Genomic DNA, 19,561 nt, shown 5'->3' with positions numbered 1-19,561 from the left:
CAAAATCATTAAGCCCATTGGCAATAAACCGTAAATAAAAGTACAGTTTATTGCCCCCCCAAATACCAAGGTAGGGCTTGAGTTTTGCGAGTTTGAGGATTAATACATACATGACGGGTTTTGCCCGTAGCTACTTTTTCGTCTTCTTTTTCAATGGTATATTCAATTTCAAAGGCTTTTTTGTTGAGGGTATTTACTGTTAAATATACTTGGATGGTATCTCCACAAAATAAAGGACTAAAAAAGTCAATTTCTCCATGAATAATGGGTATTGCCATGGTAGGGTTTTGAAAAAAACTTCGTAAATCTATTTCTAAATTTTCTAGGTAAGCCTCATACGCTTCATGGCAAATAGAAAGCAGTCGGGCAAAATAAACTACCCCCGCACTGTCGGTGTCTGCAAAATGAATTTTTCGATCATAAACAAATTTCATGATGTTTTAATCTCAAGAGTAGTCATAAATAGTTATAGTCAAAGTATCAACCAAAATTTTAATATATGTCTAATTCTTTATTTGCCGATGCCAATATTAGGCTAAAAAGGGCTTTGAAACACATTCAGATTTCCCCCTCCACAGAGGAAAAACTAAAATACCCCAAATCAAGTTTAACGGTATCTGTTCCCCTTAGAATGGATGATGGCTCCTTAAGAGTTTATCAAGGTTATCGGGTAATTTATAATGATAGCCGAGGCCCAGGGAAAGGGGGGGTGCGTTACCATCCTTCTGTTAATCTGGATGAGGTAAAATCCCTGGCTTTTTGGATGATGTTTAAATGTGCTGTCCTTAATCTTCCTTTTGGTGGTGCTAAAGGGGGTATTTGTATCAATCCTCGGGAGTTATCTAAGGGGGAATTAGAAAGACTTTCTAAAAATTATATCAGTGCGATCGCCGATTACATTGGTCCAGACAAAGATATTTTAGCCCCCGATGTTTATACCAACGAAACAGTTATGGGGTGGATGGTCGAAGAATATAGCAGTATTACCCGCCAAATTTCTTTGGGAGTAGTGACAGGAAAGCCTTTAACCATGGGAGGTAGTGAAGGCCGAAGTACCGCCACCGCCACAGGAGCATTTCATGTGATTCAAACCATCTTACCTAAATTTGAAAAAATACCAGAACAAACCACCGTTGCTGTCCAAGGATTTGGCAACGCAGGGGCGCAAATAGCCGATTTACTCTATCAAGCAGGATATAAGGTGGTAGCAGTCAGTGACTCTCGGGGGGGCATCTATTGCCAAGATGGTTTAGATATTCCCAGTATTCGTGAGTACAAAAAAAATAATACCACTGTTAAAGATGTTTATTGCCAAGAAACCGTGTGTAACTTAAGGGAAAATGATGTGATTAGCAATGAGGAGTTGTTAACCCTTGATGTGGATGTTTTAATTCCCGCCGCCCTAGAAAATCAAATTATCGAAGAAAATGCCGAGCAAATTAAAGCCCCATTTATTTTTGAGGTAGCCAATGGCCCTGTCACGTCTTCTGCGGACTCAATTTTGGAAAAAAAAGGTATTCGAGTAATTCCCGATATTTTAGTTAATGCAGGGGGTGTCACCGTTAGTCATCTTGAATGGGTACAAAACCGCAATGGTATGTACTGGGATTTAGAAAAAGTACAACAATACCTCAAAGCAGGAATGGAAAAAGAAACCGAAGCCATTTGGAAAGTTTCCTTAGAATATGATGTTTCCCTACGTACCGCCGCTTATATTCACTCCCTCAAACGTCTTGATGATGCCATGGGGTTTGATGATTAACCATCAACGCTACCACTAAGGGATTTTAATTCAGGGTTATCGGCGATCGCCTCTACGGTGTTATAACAGATATAAGGCAAACCAGAAGCCTTTAATCCCTTCAAAATTCGAGCATTAGTATGGGGAAAAACCACAAAAATAGGGTGAATTTTTTCTGCCCTATCACTAAACATATGATCATCCATTTCCGGCATAATCCATTCATACTCATTAGCTAAATCCCTTTGAGCATTACGCCAACGCAATAATAAATCGGAAAAATCCTCTTGGGGGCGATGAATAAAAACCAAAATTTCCACCCCCATCTTAATCTTCCATTCAGGATCACACATTAATACCGCAATATCGCAAGGAATTGACACCATCTCATCCATAGACATCTGATTCATCCCCGAAGGAGCATAACTACGAGACCCCATGGGGGATGTACCATTATTCACATAACGTACTTTTGCCAAGGGTAAAGGAATTGTAATTAAACTGTCACTAGGGCGCCGCATACTTGGCACCATAGCTAAATATTCCCGATATTGACTTAGTAAAGCCACAATTCTTTCTTTATCAGTATAGTCAGCCAAAGCTGTTTCATAATCGGATTGATTTATAGACATTAATTAAAATTCACCTTCAACAGTGGACAATAGTTTGTTTTTTTTTGTGTTTAAGCGATTTGATCGAAAATAGAAAACATAGGTAAATACATCGATAACAAAATTGTACCAACCATTCCTGCAATACCGACCATCATTATGGGTTCAATAACGCTGGTAAGGGCTTTAATAGCTTGTTCAACTTCATCCTCATAAAAATCTGCCACTTTCATCATCATTGCATCTAACTCCCCAGTTTCTTCCCCAATGCTCATCATTTGTACAGCCATGGCAGGAAATACATTTTTTTCCTCAATGGCAAGACTTAGCATACCCCCTTCTAAAACTGAGTTTTTAGCGGCTCCAATGGCGTTGCCTATTACCCTATTACCGATGGTTTCTTCTACAATCTCTAAACATTGTAAAATAGGTACTCCAGAGCGAGTAAGAGTCCCAAAAACTCGACAAAAACGAGCTACAGCACTTTTCTGATTCAAATCACCAAAAATGGGAAGTTTAAGAGCAATGGTATCAATTTGCAATCGTCCAGCAGGGGTTCTATAGTACTGTCTAAAGCCAAATACAGTACCAATGATAACCAACACAGGAATAACCGCCGCAGGGCTACGTAGAAAAGCACTAAGTGTCACCATAAACTGAGTTAGTGCAGGTAACTCTGCTCCTAGTTGATCAAAAATGCCTGAAAATACAGGAATGAGGAAAATGGTCATACCCAAAAAAGCTACCACGGCAAATAAACCGACGGTAACAGGATAAGCCATGGCGGATTTGACTTGGTTTTGTAACCTTGACACGTCTTCTAATAGTTTGGCTAGACGATTCATTACCTCGTCTAATACCCCCCCAATTTCTCCCGCTTCTACCATGGATACATATAATTGGTCAAAACAATCGGGGTGTTTTGCTAAGGCTTCAGATAAATTTGTACCCTGTTGTACATCATCATTAATAGCGCTCAATGCTTTTTTGAATTTAGGGTTAGAAGATTGTTCTGCTAATACAGATAATGCCCTGACAATGGCAACCCCAGCGTTAACTAATACAGCGAATTGACGAGAAAAAATTGCCTTATCTTTAATGGTAACTTTACTCAGCGCTGCTTCAATACTCGCTATATCAAAATCTATTCCTGCTTTTTTTATTTTGCCGATGGCGGCAAATCTTTTCCTGAGAATTCTTTTTGCTTCTTCTGCCGATTCAGCGGTAACTCTTTCTTGTAATATGTTTCCTGATTTGTCTTTGACTTGAGCGATAAAAGTAGCCATGATTTCACCCTCTATTTACTCAATAATAATCGCTATTTATATATTTTGACATTATTTCATAGGTTCGTTGCTTTAGGGGTGGGGGGAAATAAATTGTTAATTTTGATCAAATTCGATAAATAAGGGGGTTAAAACGGAGTTGGAGTACAAAAATCCTTCTGGGTCTGATAGTCTTAGATTTGTTTTATCTTGGGAAAGAATTGCTAATTTTTGCTTTAGGTATGGTTGAAGGATTTCGATTATTTTTACGATGGTTTCTATACCAAATTTCTTCTCGATTAATGTGAGGTTAACTCCTTCTTTTAGTCTTAGCCCCAACATAAAAGTATCTAATAATTCTTCGTTAGGGGTTGTGGTTTCCCAATCAATTTTGCCTCTATCTTTGACTAATTGATTTACAAATTCAAAGTATTCTTTACGGGTACGAGGACGACTAAATCTCTGGCGGTGGGTGTAACTGGCTGCCCCCATGCCGAAGCCATAGTAGGGTTTATTTTGCCAATAGACTATGTTGTGGCGACAATGATAATCTTTTTGGGCGTAGTTACATATTTCGTAGTGGTTATAGCCGTTTTCTGTGAGAATAGTAGCACCTAAGCGATACATTTGGGCGGTGGTATCATCTTTGGGCAAGGGTTTATCTCCTGCTTGGTATCTTTTGCCGAATACGGTGCCTGATTCTATCACTAAATCATAGCAGGATAAGTGGTTGGGCTGTAGTGCGATCGCCCTTAAAAGAGAGTCTTCCCAGTGGGCAATGGTTTGATGGGGTAGTCCTGAAATTAAATCTAAGCTCCAATTTTCTATCCCTACTTGGTGGATATATTCTACGGATTTATAAATATCTTTTACACTGTGCGATCGCCCACATTCTTGTAATAATTGATCCTCAAATGATTGCACCCCTAAACTAATACGATTTACTCCTAATTTTTGATAGGCTCTAAGTTGCTCGAAACTAAAGGTTGCGGGGTCAATTTCCATGGAAATTTCAATATTTTTAGCAAAGGAAAAATGATTTTCTAAAGTGATTAAAATTTGTTCTAAGCCTTCTAGGGCCAATAAAGAAGGAGTGCCACCCCCAAAAAAAACCGTTTCTAAAGGACTTGATTCTCTCTTGTTTATTGTTTGAATTTCCTGACATAAAAAATCTACATATTCCCGTTGCCAAGGAGAATACTTTCCCCCAGCATTATTACCCAAAACAGTGATGGGAAAATCACAGTAGAAACACCGACGACGACAAAAAGGAATATGAATATAGGCAGAAGTAATGGACATTTTAAAGTTTATGTAATACCCTTATTTTAATTGTTAAAATCAGTGGAACTTTTTAGCTGTTTGTCAATTCTGTTAAATAGCCTTTATCATAGGGCTGAATAAAGAAAAATTATATATATTAGTCATCTTCACACAACTGTCACCATTATGATTCCATCTCGATTATTGCAAAAAAATATACATCTATTATTACCCCTGTGTGCGGTTCTATTTTTCATAGGCAACCATTACCAAAAGGCGATCGCCCAGCAAATTCAAGTAATAGGGGTATCCCCATTCGATGAAACCCCCACCCAGAGGGATATTAACGCCACCACAAGCCATTCTATTCCCCCATTACCAGAAAAAACCCCTGCCACAGATACCATCATTATCAATGGCAACCCAACCCCAGCTAGAACACCCGTACCTAGCAATGTCAAAGGAATTGGCTCTAGTCAAAATCTGCCATCCCCTCCCAATCTTTCCGAGCCGTATCGAGCCCCTGATAACTCTGTGAGCAACATTGCCCCCTCCCCCTTAAACCAAACCCCTTCTACCACATTAACCTCTACCAGTGCTTCTGAGGTTAGTAATAGCAGTCCTAATAATGCCATTACCGTATCCTCCCCCCCTCTTACCAATAACCCTAGTCAACCAGCACAAACCAACTCCCCCGTGGTCAACAGCAGTGAGACTCTTCCTGTACAAAGAAGAAGAAGTTTGAGGGAGATTTTAGTATTTGATATTCCCGTAGTACCTCAAAATACCAACACCACCCCCGTTAATGTCGCTAGAAATAATCCTACCCCCCCCATCGGCGGAGCTTTTCGAGTATTTGTGAGGGCAAACAATTCCACCGAAGAGAGTAGGGTAAAAGAGATTTACCCCGAGGCTTTCCGTGCCAACCATCAAGGCAATACCGTATGGCAAGTAGGGCTTTTTAGCACTCGTCAAAATGCAGAGCAGGCCGCCCAACCTTTACGCAATGCTGGGTTCAGTCCTATTCTCTCCCCCGTTAATTAGACTTAACAGAGAAAGAAATGCCACAATTACAATGATCTTGGGCTTGGGGGTTTTGATATTGAAATGAACCCCCCATCAAGTCTTCGGCGTAATCAATTACTAAATCTTGCACATAATTGTAACTTTGTTCATCGACAACGATCGCAACTTCTCCATGGTGGTTAAAAGTGCGATCGCCCTCTAAAACTTGATCCTCAAAACCAAGTTGATACAGAAGCTCAACACATCCCCCCTGCTCCACTTTAATCCGTAGATAAGAATCAGGTTGGGAATTATAATTTTTTAGCCTGACAATTTCTGCAATGGCACTCTGAGTTAAATTAATCATTAAATAAACTATTTTCTGGCGTAATCATCTTGAAAACGAATAATATCATCTTCCCCTAAATATTCGCCATTTTGCACCTCAATTAAAACTAACTTAATAACCCCCGGATTTTCCAGACGATGGCGAGTACACTGAGGCACATAAGTTGATTGATTAGCCGCCAAAATCTTTACCTCATCCCCACATTCCACCTTCGCAGTACCAGATACCACAATCCAATGCTCACTACGATGATGGTGCATTTGTAAACTGAGGCGATGGCCCGGATTAACTTCAATCCTTTTTATTTTATAACCAGGACCTTCTTCTAAGGTGGTAAATGTACCCCAAGGACGGCTTTCTGTTTCGTGGAGATGATTAGTGGTAGAAAAAGAAATGATCGGAGTTTCGGTGTGATGTCCCACAGTTGCCATGATGATTTTTACCTTATCCTTTTTTATTTTTCAACAATAGCACAGGAGAATTGATAATTGACAATCAATAATTGATAATTAAATTTATTTGTTGATTTCGGTCATTTAAAGAAATACTTTATTAATCATCATTTAATATCCTAAACGACATACAGCCCAGAGAGTACCTTGAATCTCAACATTTTCTGGACTTACTCTGATGGGTTCATATTTAGGATTAGATGCTTTTAAAATTACCTCTTCAGGAGTGAAATAGATTCTTTTTAAAGTAGTACCATGACCATCTACTCGAGCCGCTACAATTTCTCCCTCTTTAGCCTCTTGACTGGACTTCATAATCACATAATCACCCTCGGTAATAAAATCTTCAATCATGCTATCTCCCACCACCTTCAGGGCAAAGCAGTTAGGTTGATTAAACATGGACGCAACATCTAATTTTTCATGGTCATCGGTGAAAGGTTCTACTAATCCCCCCGCCGTGATAGTGCCGAGAATAGGTAAGCCATTATGGGGTTTAAGGATTTTCATCGTTCTCGCTTGTCCCTCTATCCAGTCAATGTACCCCTTCGCTTTTATCCTTTCTAAACGGCTTTGGATGGGGGCGGGCGATCGCAAATTCATCGCTTTCATCATCTCCCGAATAGAAGGAGAATACTTGTTAACATTAATGTATTCCACCAACCAATCGTATAATTCTTGTTGTGCAGGAGTTAAATTTTTCATCTTTATAATTTTATTTGGATTAGATGACATTTTTTATTTTAATGTATTAAAGAACAATCGTACTAAAATAATTGAGTATTGAAATTTGATCATGGAGCATGAAACTTAGGAGCAAATAAAAAAGCAACAGGGAAAAGTAAAACCACTACCCATCGCCACTGCCCAATCCTTCAAGAATCCGCAATAATAGATAGTAAATAGAGAAAATTTTATAAAAAACATTTAGCAAAATGGACGTAAAGCCTTTACTATATATAGAAATTCCCCACCCCAAAACCCAAGAAGTTCTCGAGTGGTTACAAAAATCTTGGCAACCTAGTATCGGTGAGAAAATACTTACCCAAGATGGATTAAGAATTGAGTTAGGAGAAAATAGCGAATTATCTATTTTTCTTTGGTCACTACAACGGACAACCTACCTAAAAATATACCGTTGGGGAAAAAAACTATCTGGTAAAGAAAACAAAATAAAAAAAGAATTAAAAACCGCCATAAGCCAAAAATATCCTCAAAAATATCCCCGATTACCCGACATTGATTTGAGCAATCAATCCATCTTTGAAGCCCTCAAGCCCCATTATCCCGAAACCGTTAAATATTTTCAAAAAATGCCTCAGGGGGAATATGACCTAAATCGGGTGTATTGGTGGGAAAAAAAATGGCGTGAAAGTGTCGAAAATAATTCTCAAAATTCTAATAACTATCAAGTAAAACCCGTCCTATTTAAAGATCAGAGCAAAGGAAAAGCAGATTATGACCTCATCTACGTAGGAGGTGCTTTAGGGGCAATCCATGCCGCTTTAATGGCAAAAATAGGCTATAACGTCTTGGTCATTGAACGTTTAAAATTTGGTCGCATGAACAGGGAATGGAATATTTCTCGGGATGAATTTCAAGTATTAATTGACCTAGGATTATTTACCAAAAAAGAATTTGAATATTGTATTGCCGCTGAATATAAAGACGGTTTTAGTAAGTTTTTTGATGCTAATAACCCCGACAAATTAAAGGCTAGTGTTTTACACACCCCCACGGTGCTAAATATCGCCCTAGATACCAATAAATTATTAGAAGTATGTCAGAAAAAATTAATTAAATATGGTGCTGATATATGGGATGAAACAGATTTTGAGAAAGCCACCGTTGGTAAAGACATCGTCACCGTTAAAGGTACTCATTTAGTTACCGAAGAAGAAAGGGAAGCCACAGGGAGATTATTAATTGATGCCATGGGTACTGCTTCCCCCATCGCTTGGCAAATGGCAGGTAAGAGAACTTTTGATAGTGTCTGCCCCACGGTAGGAGCAATTTTAGAGGGTTTTGAGCCTGAAGTATGGGATAAAACCTACGGAGATGTTTTGTTTTCCCATGGGGATATTTCCCGAGGTCGTCAGTTGATTTGGGAGTTATTTCCCGCGGAAGGAAATGAGTTGACCATCTATTTGTTCCATTATCATCAGGTACATCCTGACAACCCTGGTTCTTTATTGGAAATGTATGAGGATTTCTTTAATATTCTTCCAGAGTATCGCCGTTGTGATATGGATAAATTAGTGTGGAAAAAGCCTACTTTTGGTTATATTCCCGGTCGTTTTACCGTGGGAGAAAATGATCGTGAAATCGCTATGGATAGGGTAATGGCGATCGGTGATGCGGCTTCTTTACAGTCTCCCCTCGTGTTTACAGGTTTTGGCTCTTTGGTGCGTAATTTGGGACGTTTAACGGGTCTTCTTGATAAAGCCTTAAAAAATGACCTTTTAGATGGGGAATCTTTAAACCGCATTAAAGCCTACCAAAGTAATATTGCCGTAACATGGCTATTTTCTAAAGGAATGATGGTACCTACCCACAAAACTTTACCCCCAGAAAGGGTGAATGCGATGTTAAATACCTTCTTTGGTTTATTAGCTGATGAACCTGATACCGCTGAAGTTTTTATTAAAGATCGCACGGATTGGTTTACCTTTAACCGATTAGCCCTTAAGGCGGCTCGCAAAAATCCAGCCCTATTATTGTGGATATGGGAAATGGCTGGAACTAGGGATATATTCCGCTGGATTGGTTCCTATGTGAAGTTTAGCTTGGATGCGTTTAAAAATCTTCTCTTTAGTCGTTGGTTTAATCCTTGGTTGGAAAATCAGAGTAAATGGTTAAAAGAAAGTAACCCTAAATTATGGTTTAAATTACTTACCTTCGGCTCTCGTTTTGTATCTCAAAAGTAAGTTTAGTTATTGGTTAGGTGTAAATTGGGCAAGGGGTTTAAACCCCTTGTTGAAAAAATAACTACTAAGCAGTTACTAACTCTTTTTCGGGGCGTTTGCTGTTACGGATACCTTCAATGGCTTGGGCATAGTCAGGGGCTTTGAATACGGCAGAACCAGCTACGATCGCATTGGCTCCCGCTTCTAAAACCTGCCAAGTATTATTAGGTTTCAAACCACCATCAACTTCAATCCAAGGATCTAAACCTCTTTCATCACACATTTGACGAAGGGCTTTGATTTTGGGAACTACCCCTGGAATGAAACTTTGACCACCGAAACCGGGGTTAACACTCATGATGAGAACTAAATCACACACATCGATGACATATTCGATCAATTCAAGGGGAGTGGAAGGATTTAACACAACCCCAGATTTTTTACCCAATTCACGAATTTGACATAGGGTGCGGTGTAAATGGGGAGAAGCGTTATGCTCGGCATGGACGGAAATAATATCAGCACCAGCTTTGGCAAAATCAGCCACATACTTCTCAGGTTCAACTATCATGAGGTGAACATCTAAGGGTTTTTTGGTATGGGGGCGAATGGCATCTACAATTAAAGGACCAATGGTGATATTAGGTACAAAACGACCGTCCATCACGTCCACATGAATCCAATCTGCTCCCGCTTCATCAACGGCTCTGATTTCTTCTCCTAGGCGACTAAAATCGGCGGATAAAATGGAGGGGGAAATAACTATATCTTTTTTACTCATAAGTAGTTTATTTAAAATGTGCTTAGACTTGTGTAAATTGTAACAAGATATTGCCCATTTCTTTCTCGAAAGATTGATAATATCAATGGAGTTTAACAAGAAATAAACACGAATTATGGATATTACAACTCAGGTAATTACCCTCAAGGGTAAAAATATTGATATTCCTGCTTTTTTTGCGACTCCCATGGATGAAGGGGTTTATCCTGCGGTGGTGGTGGTGCAAGAAATTTTTGGGGTAAATGACCATATTCGGGATGTTACTTCTAGGATAGCAGCGGAGGGTTATGTGGCGATCGCCCCTGCTATCTATCAAAGAATTTCCCCCAATTTTGAAACGGGCTACACTGCCGAGGATGTCAAGGTTGGTAGGGAATACAAAAATCAAACCAAAGCCTCTGAATTACTCCAAGACATTCAAACCGCCATCGACTATCTTTATACTTTGCCCCAAGTGAAAAAAACGGGAGTAGGGACCATGGGTTTTTGTTTCGGTGGTCATGTAACATATTTAACCGCCACCCTCCAGGATATTAAAGCCACAGCGTCCTATTACGGGGCAGGAATTGTTAACTGGTGTCCGGGAGAGTCTGAGCCGACTATTACTCGAACCAAGGACATTAAAGGGGCGATCCATTGCTATTTTGGCATGGATGATGCTAGTATTCCCCCCGAACAAGTAGATCACATTGAAAAAGAACTACAAAAATATCACATTCCCCACAAAGTTTTCCGTTATCAAGGGGCAGACCATGGATTTAATTGCGATCGCCGTTCATCCTATAATCAAACTGTAGCACGAGAAGCATGGCAAGAAACCCTTAAGCTATTTCAATATACATTGTAGTACAGCGGCTAAAAATGTAATACAAAAAAAGATGCTGATTAACGATAATTAGCATTTATTATTAATAGGGTAGTAGAAAAAAACCCAATAAAGAAAACTATGGCTATATCACTACAGAAAGGACAACGAGTTTCCCTCGATAAAGTAGCTCCCGGATTAACGGCGGGGTTTATCGGCTTGGGATGGGATACCAATGTAACCGACACAGGATATGACTTTGATTTAGATGCTTCCGTGTTTTTACTGAACAGTCAAGAAAAATTAATATCCGATAATCACTTTATCTTTTATAATAATTTAACCAGCCCAGATCCTGATAAGTCTGTCAAACATATGGGAGACAACCTAACGGGAGAAGGAGATGGGGATGACGAAGTTGTGATCGTTGATCTGAGGAAAGTACCTCAAGATGTACAAAGAATCGTTGTCACTGTCACCATCCATGAAGCGGATAAAAGAGGGCAAAATTTTGGACAGGTACGTAATGCTTTTGTAAGACTGGTGGATGTGGCTACCAAGGAAGAAGTTTTACGGTACGACTTAGAGGAAGATTTTTCTGTGGAAACAGCCCTTATTATGGCAGAGCTATATCGTAAGGATGGAGAATGGCGCATGAATGCTGTAGGTGCTGGTTATCAAGGCGGTTTACAGGCTTTACTCAATCGTTATATCTAAACTATTAAAGACAATTGACTATCAAGAAAATCCCGTTAATTGTCTATTTTTTATGGCTGGTTGCCCGTTGTGTCACCTCACCATTGAATGGAGTAATCTGTAACACAAATTGTAAATTGTTTTATGTTTGTAGTACACAGTATATGCTATAATAAGATCCTTACAGAAGGAATCTTTTAGGTAAACGACACAAATGTTATTCGATACTCAAGAACAGGCAATCGAAACGTCAATTAGTGACAAAAATCAATCAAGCAGTCATGGAGAAAACCAATCTAGTACCATCAAGGTAGTAAAGAGAAGTGGCCGTTTAGCAGATTTAGATATAAGCAAAATTAGGAATGTAGTTAATTGGGCTTGTACTGGTAAAGATGTAAATGCGATCGCCCTTGAGGCTGGATTAAAAACCCGTATCCGTTACGGCATCACCACTAGGGAAATTCAAGATAACTTGGTAAACTGCGCCCTAGAAATGTGTAACATTGATGAACCTGATTGGCGTTATGTTGCTGGACGTTTATCGATGTGGAGTCTGTGGAAAGAGATTCTTGTAAGTCGTGGCTACAACTACGGAAACTATGCCAAAACCGTTCAGTCTTTTGTGGAAGAAGGAAAATATGACGATCGCATTTTGGTATATTCTCACGAGGAATTAGAAACCGCCAACGGTTGGATTAACCCCGATTGGGATTTAGACTACGACTATGCAGGGGCAGTATTACTTACATCCCGTTACCTTTTGCCCGATGAATTACCCCAAGAAGCCTTTTTAACTTGCTCATTACTACTGGCTAGTCAAGAAGCCCCGAAAAATCGCTTATTCTATGCCAAAAAGTTTTATGAGGCGATCGCCTCTCGCCGTATCTCCCTTGCCACACCGATTTTAGCCAACCTAAGAGTGCCTAACGGTTCCCTTACCAGTTGCTTTATCATTGCCATGGAAGACAACCTTGAGAGCATTTATCGAGAAATCACCAATACCGCCCGTATTTCCAAAAATGGTGGTGGAGTGGGGGTAAATGTATCCCGCATCAGGGCAACGGGTAGCGCCGTTATGGGCAAAAAAAATGCCTCGGGGGGGGTTATTCCTTGGATAAAACTCTTAAATGATACCGCCATAGCCGTAAACCAAGGGGGAAGAAGGGCAGGGGCTGTCACCGTCGGTTTAGACATCTGGCATTTAGATGTACCCGAATTCCTTGAAATGCAGACAGAAAACGGAGATCAACGCCGTAAAGCCTATGATGTATTTCCCCAGTTGATTCTCCCCGATGAATTTATGCGTCGGGTAAAAGCCAAGCAATCATGGACATTGGTTGATCCCCTAGAAGTTAAAGAAAAACTAGGTTATGACTTACCCGTAATGTGGGGAGAAGAATTTGAGAAAGCCTATCAAGACATTGAAGCCAACCTCGATACCGTTATTAAACTTTATAAACGGATAAATGCGAGGGAATTATTTAAGCATATCATGCGATCGCAAGTAGAAACTGGTATGCCCTATCTTGCTTTCAAAGATATTATCAATCGAGCTAACCCCAACAAACACGATGGCTACATTCCGGGGGTGAATTTATGCACCGAGAGCTTTAGTAATGTAACATCAGGGGAATACGCCCACTGTTGTAACCTCGTATCCCTTAACCTTGCTAACCTTGAGCAGGAAGAATTAGAGGAAGTTTCCACCCTCGCCGTCAGAATCCTTGACAATACCATCGATATTACCAACCCTCCCTTTGCCGATGCCAAAAAGCACAATAACCGTTATCGCACCATTGGGGTAGGCGCCATGGGTTTAGCTGACTGGCTAGCCAAAAACGAATTACGTTATAACAATCTGCAAGAAATTAGTAACCTCTTTGAGGATATGGGTTTTTATTGTACCCAAGCATCCATGAAGTTAGCCCAAGAAAGGGGTGCTTTTGATGCCTATGAGGGTAGTGATTGGAGTAAGGGTTTATTAATCGGCTCAAAGCCTGTGGAATGGTTTAAGGCAAATGCTTATAATCCTGAACGTTGGCAAACCCTCGCCGATGATATTCAACAATACGGCATTCGTAATTCCCACATAACGGCGATCGCCCCTAACACCTCATCTAGTTTAGTACAAGGTTGTACCGCCAGTATTTTACCTGTTTATAGCCGTTTCTTTTACGACAAATGGGCAAAAGGTACCGTACCCATCGCCCCTCCCTATATCAGCGATAAAGTGTGGTTTTACCAAGAAAATAAAAACCTCGATCAAACCATGGTAGTTAAAGCCACAGGGGTTATACAACAGTGGATAGATACAGGTATCTCCATGGAGTTATTATTTAACCTCAATGAGGGAGTATATTATCCTAGTGAGCCAGAAAGAGCCTTAAAAGCCAAAGATATTTTTGATATTCTCGTCATGGCATGGGAAGAAGGTTGTAAGGCTGTTTACTATGTGCGTATCGTCCAGAAAGATAATTTTAAGGATGAGTGTACCGCCTGCGCTAACTAATTTCTAAGCAACTTTTACTTGTAACCCTCTCCATGGTGAGGGGGTTTTTTGTAAAGTATCCCTAAAAGCCACACCACGAGAGAGGAGATTTTATGAGCAAGAAAATCAACCATGAATTAGAAGATGATTTACAAAGGTACTAACGTTATTCTACTCGATCCAGACGTTGCCCAAGCATTTCCTAATCAAAAATCGGTTAATGATGCCCTAAGATTATTAATTAGTTTGGCTCAATCTCAAGTCAAAAATTAGTTAATCTGTAAATAAATAAAATATTATGAAAAAATCTACTTTAATTTTATCTGTGCTTAGTTTTGCTCTGGTAGGGTGCGATCGCAATACCCTTGATGGTTTAAATTTAAGAATAAATGCAGATATTCGCTCAGACTACGATAAACAAGAACAAACCAGCGAAAATCCCTCTAACCCAATCAACAATAGCTCGGAAAATACCAACAATTCTTCCCCTACAACCCCCAATAACAACCCTAGCTCTGGTAGTGTAGTCAACGATGCTGATGGTGGCATCCCTTTTAAACCCATTGCTAACTGTAGCCCCTCTGATATTACCAAAAGAGCCAATGAGGAATTTTATAGTAGTAGAGGACAAGTAAAATCCATTGATTCCAAAAACCAAGAGGAAGTTAGCGCATGGAAGGAAATCCATGGCAGAATTGAAGCAGAGTGTCGGGGTAATTGACAATTTACAGTACACAATGAACCATTAAACTTATCTTGTTCATCCTTTTATCATGGCAATTCTTATGACAGAAAAAGAACCTATTATTCAACTACGGGGAGTAAAAAAGTCTTTTGGTAAAAACGTTATTCTCGATGGAATTGATCTTGATATTTATCAAGAGGATGCCTTGGTGATTATCGGCCCTAGCGGTACAGGCAAATCAACGGTTTTACGCATAATTGCAGGGTTAATGCTTCCTGATGAGGGGGAGATATATGTTCATGGGCAAAAGAGGGAAGGATTAATTGATGATCATGATGACTCCATGGCGATTAGCATGGTATTTCAACAGGCGGCGTTGTTTGATTCCCTCACCGTGAGAGAAAATGTCGGTTTTTTCTTGTATCAACACTCCGATTTATCACCGCAAAAAATTGGTGCCATAGTTGAGCAAAGTTTGGAAATGGTGGGCTTACCTGGCAGGGGAGATTTATACCCTGCTGAACTTTCGGGGGGGATGCGTAAAAGGGTAAGTTTTGCTCGGGCGGTTACTTTCAACCCTGATAATCCTTTACAGTGTCCTGAGGTTATTTTATACGATGAGCCTACCGCTGGATTAGACCCAATCGCTTCTACGGTAATTGAGGATTTGGTGACAGATTTGAGGGTATCTAGTGAGGCTTGTAAAACCTATGTTATGGTAAGTCATCAGGAGAGTACCATTAGGAGGACGGGCGATCGCCTCGTGTTCTTGTACAATGGTAAGGTTAAATGGCAAGGTACCGTAGGGGAAATTGACACCACAGATAATGAATTAGTTAGACAATTTTTTAGTGCGAAAAGGGAAGGTCCTATCCAAGTAGTTTAAAGAGGTTAGATAAAAATGTCACAGTCAAGGTTAGTAAGAGAAGGCTCTCTGGGTTTATTTATTATTTTAGGTTTTGTTGTCTTTGGTGGCGCTATCTTGTTTTTGAGGGGAACGCAATTTCGTCAAGAAAAGTACGAAGTAAAATTACAGTTTGATAACGTTGGTGGTTTGAGAGAAGGGGGTAGAGTTTTATATCGGGGGGTAGAAGTAGGTACTATTCAATCTATTACCCCAAGCACCGAAGGAGTAGAAGTCATAACACAAGTTCAACAAGGGTTGAGAATACCAAAAGAGGTGATCGCTCAAACTACCCAATCAGGTTTATTAGGTGAAGTAATTGTTACCATCGAACCCCAAGCGCAATTAACCCCAGAAGCTCTACAAATTGACCCCGCCAGCCCAGAATGTCAACAACAAAATCAACTCCTTTGTAGCGGTGATTCTATCATCGGAGAATATAGCGGTGATTTAATTGCTAATATGACAAGGCTTAGTACCGTATTTTCTAATCCCATTTTTATCGAACAACTTAATGATGCTATAGTTAACATTGCGATCGCCTCTGAAAACGTAGCCCAACTAAGTAGCGAATTATCAGAGTTTACCAAAAATGCAGGGGATGACATCAATAAACTTTCCTCCGTAGCCGATAGCATCATGACAACATCGGAATCTTTTAATAGCGCCGCCAACAGTGCCAACACCCAAATCAATAAACTAGCCAACGACTTTAGCCAAACTAGCCGAGAAATAAATCAACTAGCCCGAAACACCAATCAACTCATAGAAAGTAATGAATCTAGCCTCAACAACACCATTACTACCCTAGCCAGCACCACCCAAGAAGTAGCTACCCTCGTCAGAAATGCTAACAGAGTTGTTACAAGAGTAGATCAAACCGTTGATGGTATTGATGTTGCCAAATTTGGACAAGACATAGAAAAAACCATCACCAACCTAGAAGGAATCACCAATAACTTAACAGCCCTTTCCCAAGAATTAAATAACCCCACCAACCTAGTAGCCCTACAACAAACCCTTGACTCCGCCAGAGTTACCTTCGCCAACACGGCCAAAATAACCTCCGACATTGACGAATTAACAGGAGATCCACAATTTAGACGTAATATGCGCCTCCTCATTGACGGGTTAAGTAATCTAGTATCCTATACCGACGTTTTAGAAAAACAAATCCAACTCGCACAACTACTTAATCAAATAGAAGAATTAAATCAAACCCAATCCCAAAATCCTCCTACAACAACTTTCCATATTACCAATCGCTCCCTACCAAAAATAATGTCCTCTAATACCAATGAATCCCTAAATAATGTTAACCTCAAAAACATTGAAAAAAATAAATAACTAACCCCCTATCTGAGACATGGTGCGAGTGTAAATACTGTTAGTGCCAGTATCTCTTTCTTTAAAATTAATTTCAGGTTTTAGTAATAACAAATCCTTTACTTTTCTCTGAATGATATTAAGATTTTCTCCCGCTCTCAAAGCCTCCTTTAAGTTTACTTGTCCAGTTTCATTCAACAAACAAGGACGTAACCAACCATCAGCGGATAATCTTACCCGATTACAGCGATCGCAAAAACACTCCGACATCTGAGAAATAAAGCCTAAAGTACCCTTTGCATTGGGGATTTTGAACACATCTGCCGGCCCATTCCCCCGAATACTACTCTCCTCCAAACCCCATTTTTCCCTAACTTGTTGTCTAATTTCCTCCGAAGGAATCCATGCTTTTTGAGTGAATAATTCACTATTTCCAATGGGCATAAACTCAATAAATCTGACGTGCCAATTTTTATCAATGGTCAACTGAGCTAAATCCAAAACCTCATGATCATTCACCCCCGGAATCACCACCACATTTAACTTAAGAGGATTAAAACCCACCTCATAGGCTTTTTGTATGCCTAACCATGTTTGATGCCATCGGCTTTTTCCATGATTCCCAATAATTTGATCAAATGTCTGCTGATTAAGGGAATCTAAACTAATATTTATTCTTTTCAAACCAGCATTATATAAGTCCATAGCCCGATGGGCTAACAAATATCCATTAGTAGTTAAAGATATATCCTTAGTGGCAGGTAAACTATTAATTTCAGCTATAATATCTACCAAATCAGGACGTAATAAAGGTTCTCCCCCCGTCAGCCTAAATTTAGTAAATCCCAAGGGCATAAATACCTGCTTTACTAAGGTTAATAACTCTTGTTTTGTAAGAATATCTTGTTGTAAAAGATAGCTTAATTCTTGATCCTCAGGCATACAATATTGACAGCGAAAATTGCACTTATCAATTAAACTAATTCTCAAGTAGTCAATGGTATTCATAAAATAGGTTTTTGGGGAGAGAAAATTAACTTTCTCCGATGATTAAATAGAATGTTCTTGTAACACTTCTAAAGGTACAAATTTTAGGGCTTTTTCATGGGTAGAAGCTAAAACAATGGGCGGTGCAACCCCTGCCTCTAGGGCTTCTTGCCATCGGGATACGCACAAACACCACTTATCCCCTGGTTTTAGCCCGGGAAAATTGTACATGGGCATGGGGGTAATTAAATCATTGCCTTTATTTTTACTATATTCCAAAAATTCTGCAGTCACCTGCGCACAGACAACGTGTAAACCAAAGTCTTCTGCCCCTGTATCACAGCAACCGTTACGATAAAATCCTGTCACGGGAGATTGACAACAAATTTCTAGGGATTTTCCTAGTACGTTTTTTGAGTTACTCATTATTAGCTTTTTTGTGTAGATTTTCTACGGTAATAATGCCATGATACTTGTTATTATACATTCTTCAATATATGTGGTTAGGAGTTTCCTTTCTTTTTTGTGCATAAGTTACATATTTTTGATTCTATTTTAGAATGAATCACCCTTGCCCTTAACAAGGAATACTTGATTCTCCCATCACCTTTTTTGGGGGGAATCATCGTTATATTCTCGTAAATAATTCACGTTCGTTATAGTATTAATTTTTGGTTAAAATATTTTTAATATTATCAGGTAAATTAACTAAATCTTCTGGTCTATCTATATCAGTTAATGTTGGCAAATCAAAGATAGATAATTTATGGTTTTTAGCGATGTTTAAAGTATCTTTATATACTGTATTTGTTCCCCAATTAATATTTTTAAATAACTCTTTTACGGGACTTTTTAAACCTATTAAATAATATCCTCCATCTTCTGCCTCCCCTAGTACTAAATCATAATTATCTATGGCATTAAAAGCCTTAGTTAGAATATCAGCAGTTAATGATTGACAGTCAATCCCGATGACGATAACGGGCATTCTTGTTATATTATAGGTGGACTCTATGGCAGAGAACATTTTTTCTCCTAAGTCTCCTTTGGCTTGGGGTGTAAATTCCCATGGTTTTCCCAACCAATTTTCCATTAAAGTTTGATTTCCCCCTGCATAATAAATTTTTACTTTAATATTACTATCAAGTTTTTCCGTTTTTTTTAAGGTATTTTCGGTCATTAACTTTTGAATTATGGCGGCTTTTTCTGCACCGACGGCGGGAATTAAGCGAGTTTTTGTTTTGCCTTTTTCTGGATAGCGAGTAAAGATAATTAAGGTTTTGTGGGACATGGCTTT

The 19,561-nt window shown here is 39.4% G+C and carries 21 protein-coding genes; 10 read left to right on the top strand and 11 right to left on the bottom strand.

Translation table 11 applies throughout. The features are described from left to right. Window positions 1-47: 47 nt before the first annotated feature. Window positions 48-434 (bottom strand): acyl-CoA thioesterase, encoded by a 387-nt coding sequence (locus ACXITR_RS13795; RefSeq protein ID WP_457997801.1) that lies wholly within the window; start codon window positions 432-434, stop codon window positions 48-50. Window positions 435-499: 65 nt separating this feature from the next. Between ACXITR_RS13795 and ACXITR_RS13790 the strand changes: the two genes are divergently transcribed. Next, window positions 500-1,762 carry a Glu/Leu/Phe/Val family dehydrogenase gene (locus ACXITR_RS13790; RefSeq protein ID WP_457997800.1) on the top strand — a complete coding sequence of 421 codons (1,263 nt, stop codon included), beginning with the start codon at window positions 500-502 and terminating at the stop codon, window positions 1,760-1,762. Here the strand turns inward: ACXITR_RS13790 and ACXITR_RS13785 are convergent. The 3 genes from ACXITR_RS13785 to hemW all read right to left on the bottom strand — a co-directional run bounded on the left by ACXITR_RS13785 (window position 1,759) and on the right by hemW (window position 4,919). Next, window positions 1,759-2,373: a hypothetical protein gene (locus tag ACXITR_RS13785; protein WP_457997799.1), complete on the bottom strand. Its 615-nt coding sequence runs from the start codon at window positions 2,371-2,373 to the stop codon at window positions 1,759-1,761. The genes ACXITR_RS13790 and ACXITR_RS13785 overlap by 4 nt on opposite strands. Window positions 2,374-2,423: 50 nt before the next feature. Continuing rightward, window positions 2,424-3,638, bottom strand: a complete 1,215-nt coding sequence (locus ACXITR_RS13780) for a type II secretion system F family protein (RefSeq protein WP_457997798.1) — start codon at window positions 3,636-3,638, stop codon at window positions 2,424-2,426. 96 nt (window positions 3,639-3,734) lie between these two features. Next, window positions 3,735-4,919, bottom strand: coding sequence for a radical SAM family heme chaperone HemW (gene hemW, locus ACXITR_RS13775; protein WP_457997797.1), 1,185 nt, complete (start codon window positions 4,917-4,919; stop codon window positions 3,735-3,737). Window positions 4,920-5,066: 147 nt separating this feature from the next. On the opposite strand from hemW, the gene ACXITR_RS13770 reads away from it, so the two are divergent. Further along, window positions 5,067-5,924 carry a hypothetical protein gene (locus ACXITR_RS13770; protein ID WP_457997796.1) on the top strand — a complete coding sequence of 286 codons (858 nt, stop codon included), beginning with the start codon at window positions 5,067-5,069 and terminating at the stop codon, window positions 5,922-5,924. Here the strand turns inward: ACXITR_RS13770 and ACXITR_RS13765 are convergent. From ACXITR_RS13765 to lexA, 3 genes are all read right to left on the bottom strand, one after another. Beyond that, the gene (locus ACXITR_RS13765) at window positions 5,917-6,252 is read right to left on the bottom strand and encodes a HesB/IscA family protein (protein ID WP_457997795.1); all 336 of its coding nucleotides are present in this window, start codon (window positions 6,250-6,252) and stop codon (window positions 5,917-5,919) included. The two genes, ACXITR_RS13770 and ACXITR_RS13765, sit on opposite strands and share 8 nt — an antisense overlap. 8 nt (window positions 6,253-6,260) lie before the next feature. Continuing rightward, window positions 6,261-6,665, bottom strand: coding sequence for a phosphomannose isomerase type II C-terminal cupin domain (locus tag ACXITR_RS13760; RefSeq protein WP_457997794.1), 405 nt, complete (start codon window positions 6,663-6,665; stop codon window positions 6,261-6,263). A 132-nt stretch (window positions 6,666-6,797) separates the two neighbouring features. Next, window positions 6,798-7,391, bottom strand: coding sequence for a transcriptional repressor LexA (lexA, locus tag ACXITR_RS13755; RefSeq protein ID WP_457997793.1), 594 nt, complete (start codon window positions 7,389-7,391; stop codon window positions 6,798-6,800). A 230-nt stretch (window positions 7,392-7,621) separates the two neighbouring features. Here lexA and ACXITR_RS13750 point away from each other — a divergent pair, with 230 nt between their 5' ends. Beyond that, window positions 7,622-9,613 carry a flavin-dependent dehydrogenase gene (locus tag ACXITR_RS13750; RefSeq protein WP_457997792.1) on the top strand — a complete coding sequence of 664 codons (1,992 nt, stop codon included), beginning with the start codon at window positions 7,622-7,624 and terminating at the stop codon, window positions 9,611-9,613. Between the two features lie 64 nt (window positions 9,614-9,677). On the opposite strand, the gene rpe is transcribed toward ACXITR_RS13750, so the two are convergent. Beyond that, the gene (gene rpe / locus ACXITR_RS13745; protein ID WP_457997791.1) at window positions 9,678-10,373 is read right to left on the bottom strand and encodes a ribulose-phosphate 3-epimerase; all 696 of its coding nucleotides are present in this window, start codon (window positions 10,371-10,373) and stop codon (window positions 9,678-9,680) included. 115 nt (window positions 10,374-10,488) lie between these two features. Between rpe and ACXITR_RS13740 the strand changes: the two genes are divergently transcribed. The 7 genes from ACXITR_RS13740 (at window position 10,489) to ACXITR_RS13710 (ending at window position 17,298) form a co-directional block, all read left to right on the top strand. Continuing rightward, on the top strand, window positions 10,489-11,220 hold the full coding sequence (locus ACXITR_RS13740; RefSeq protein ID WP_457997790.1) for a dienelactone hydrolase family protein: 732 nt from the start codon (window positions 10,489-10,491) through the stop codon (window positions 11,218-11,220). Between the two features lie 99 nt (window positions 11,221-11,319). Next, window positions 11,320-11,895, top strand: a complete 576-nt coding sequence (locus ACXITR_RS13735) for a TerD family protein (RefSeq protein ID WP_457997789.1) — start codon at window positions 11,320-11,322, stop codon at window positions 11,893-11,895. A 193-nt stretch (window positions 11,896-12,088) separates the two neighbouring features. After that, complete coding sequence (locus tag ACXITR_RS13730; protein ID WP_457997788.1) at window positions 12,089-14,383, top strand: ribonucleoside-diphosphate reductase subunit alpha; 2,295 nt, start codon at window positions 12,089-12,091, stop codon at window positions 14,381-14,383. A gap of 123 nt (window positions 14,384-14,506) precedes the next feature. Further along, entirely contained in the window at window positions 14,507-14,635 is a 129-nt protein-coding gene (locus tag ACXITR_RS13725; protein ID WP_457997787.1) for a hypothetical protein, read from the top strand. A 25-nt stretch (window positions 14,636-14,660) separates the two neighbouring features. Continuing rightward, the gene (locus tag ACXITR_RS13720) at window positions 14,661-15,083 is read left to right on the top strand and encodes a hypothetical protein (protein ID WP_457997786.1); all 423 of its coding nucleotides are present in this window, start codon (window positions 14,661-14,663) and stop codon (window positions 15,081-15,083) included. A 64-nt stretch (window positions 15,084-15,147) separates the two neighbouring features. After that, window positions 15,148-15,933, top strand: coding sequence for an ABC transporter ATP-binding protein (locus ACXITR_RS13715; RefSeq protein ID WP_457997785.1), 786 nt, complete (start codon window positions 15,148-15,150; stop codon window positions 15,931-15,933). Window positions 15,934-15,948: 15 nt separating this feature from the next. Next, on the top strand, window positions 15,949-17,298 hold the full coding sequence (locus tag ACXITR_RS13710) for an MlaD family protein (RefSeq protein WP_457997784.1): 1,350 nt from the start codon (window positions 15,949-15,951) through the stop codon (window positions 17,296-17,298). Here ACXITR_RS13710 and moaA read toward each other — a convergent pair whose 3' ends face one another. The 3 genes from moaA to ACXITR_RS13695 all read right to left on the bottom strand — a co-directional run bounded on the left by moaA (window position 17,299) and on the right by ACXITR_RS13695 (window position 19,555). Further along, window positions 17,299-18,285 carry a GTP 3',8-cyclase MoaA gene (moaA, locus tag ACXITR_RS13705; protein WP_457997783.1) on the bottom strand — a complete coding sequence of 329 codons (987 nt, stop codon included), beginning with the start codon at window positions 18,283-18,285 and terminating at the stop codon, window positions 17,299-17,301. It abuts the gene before it with no gap. A gap of 42 nt (window positions 18,286-18,327) precedes the next feature. Beyond that, entirely contained in the window at window positions 18,328-18,690 is a 363-nt protein-coding gene (locus ACXITR_RS13700) for a DUF2237 family protein (RefSeq protein WP_069789669.1), read from the bottom strand. A 238-nt stretch (window positions 18,691-18,928) separates the two neighbouring features. Then, window positions 18,929-19,555 carry a TIGR04282 family arsenosugar biosynthesis glycosyltransferase gene (locus ACXITR_RS13695; protein WP_457997782.1) on the bottom strand — a complete coding sequence of 209 codons (627 nt, stop codon included), beginning with the start codon at window positions 19,553-19,555 and terminating at the stop codon, window positions 18,929-18,931. Window positions 19,556-19,561: the final 6 nt, after the last annotated feature.

It is taken from the genome of Cyanobacterium sp., assembly GCF_054166785.1.
This window is presented reverse-complemented; position numbering and strand designations above follow the sequence as displayed.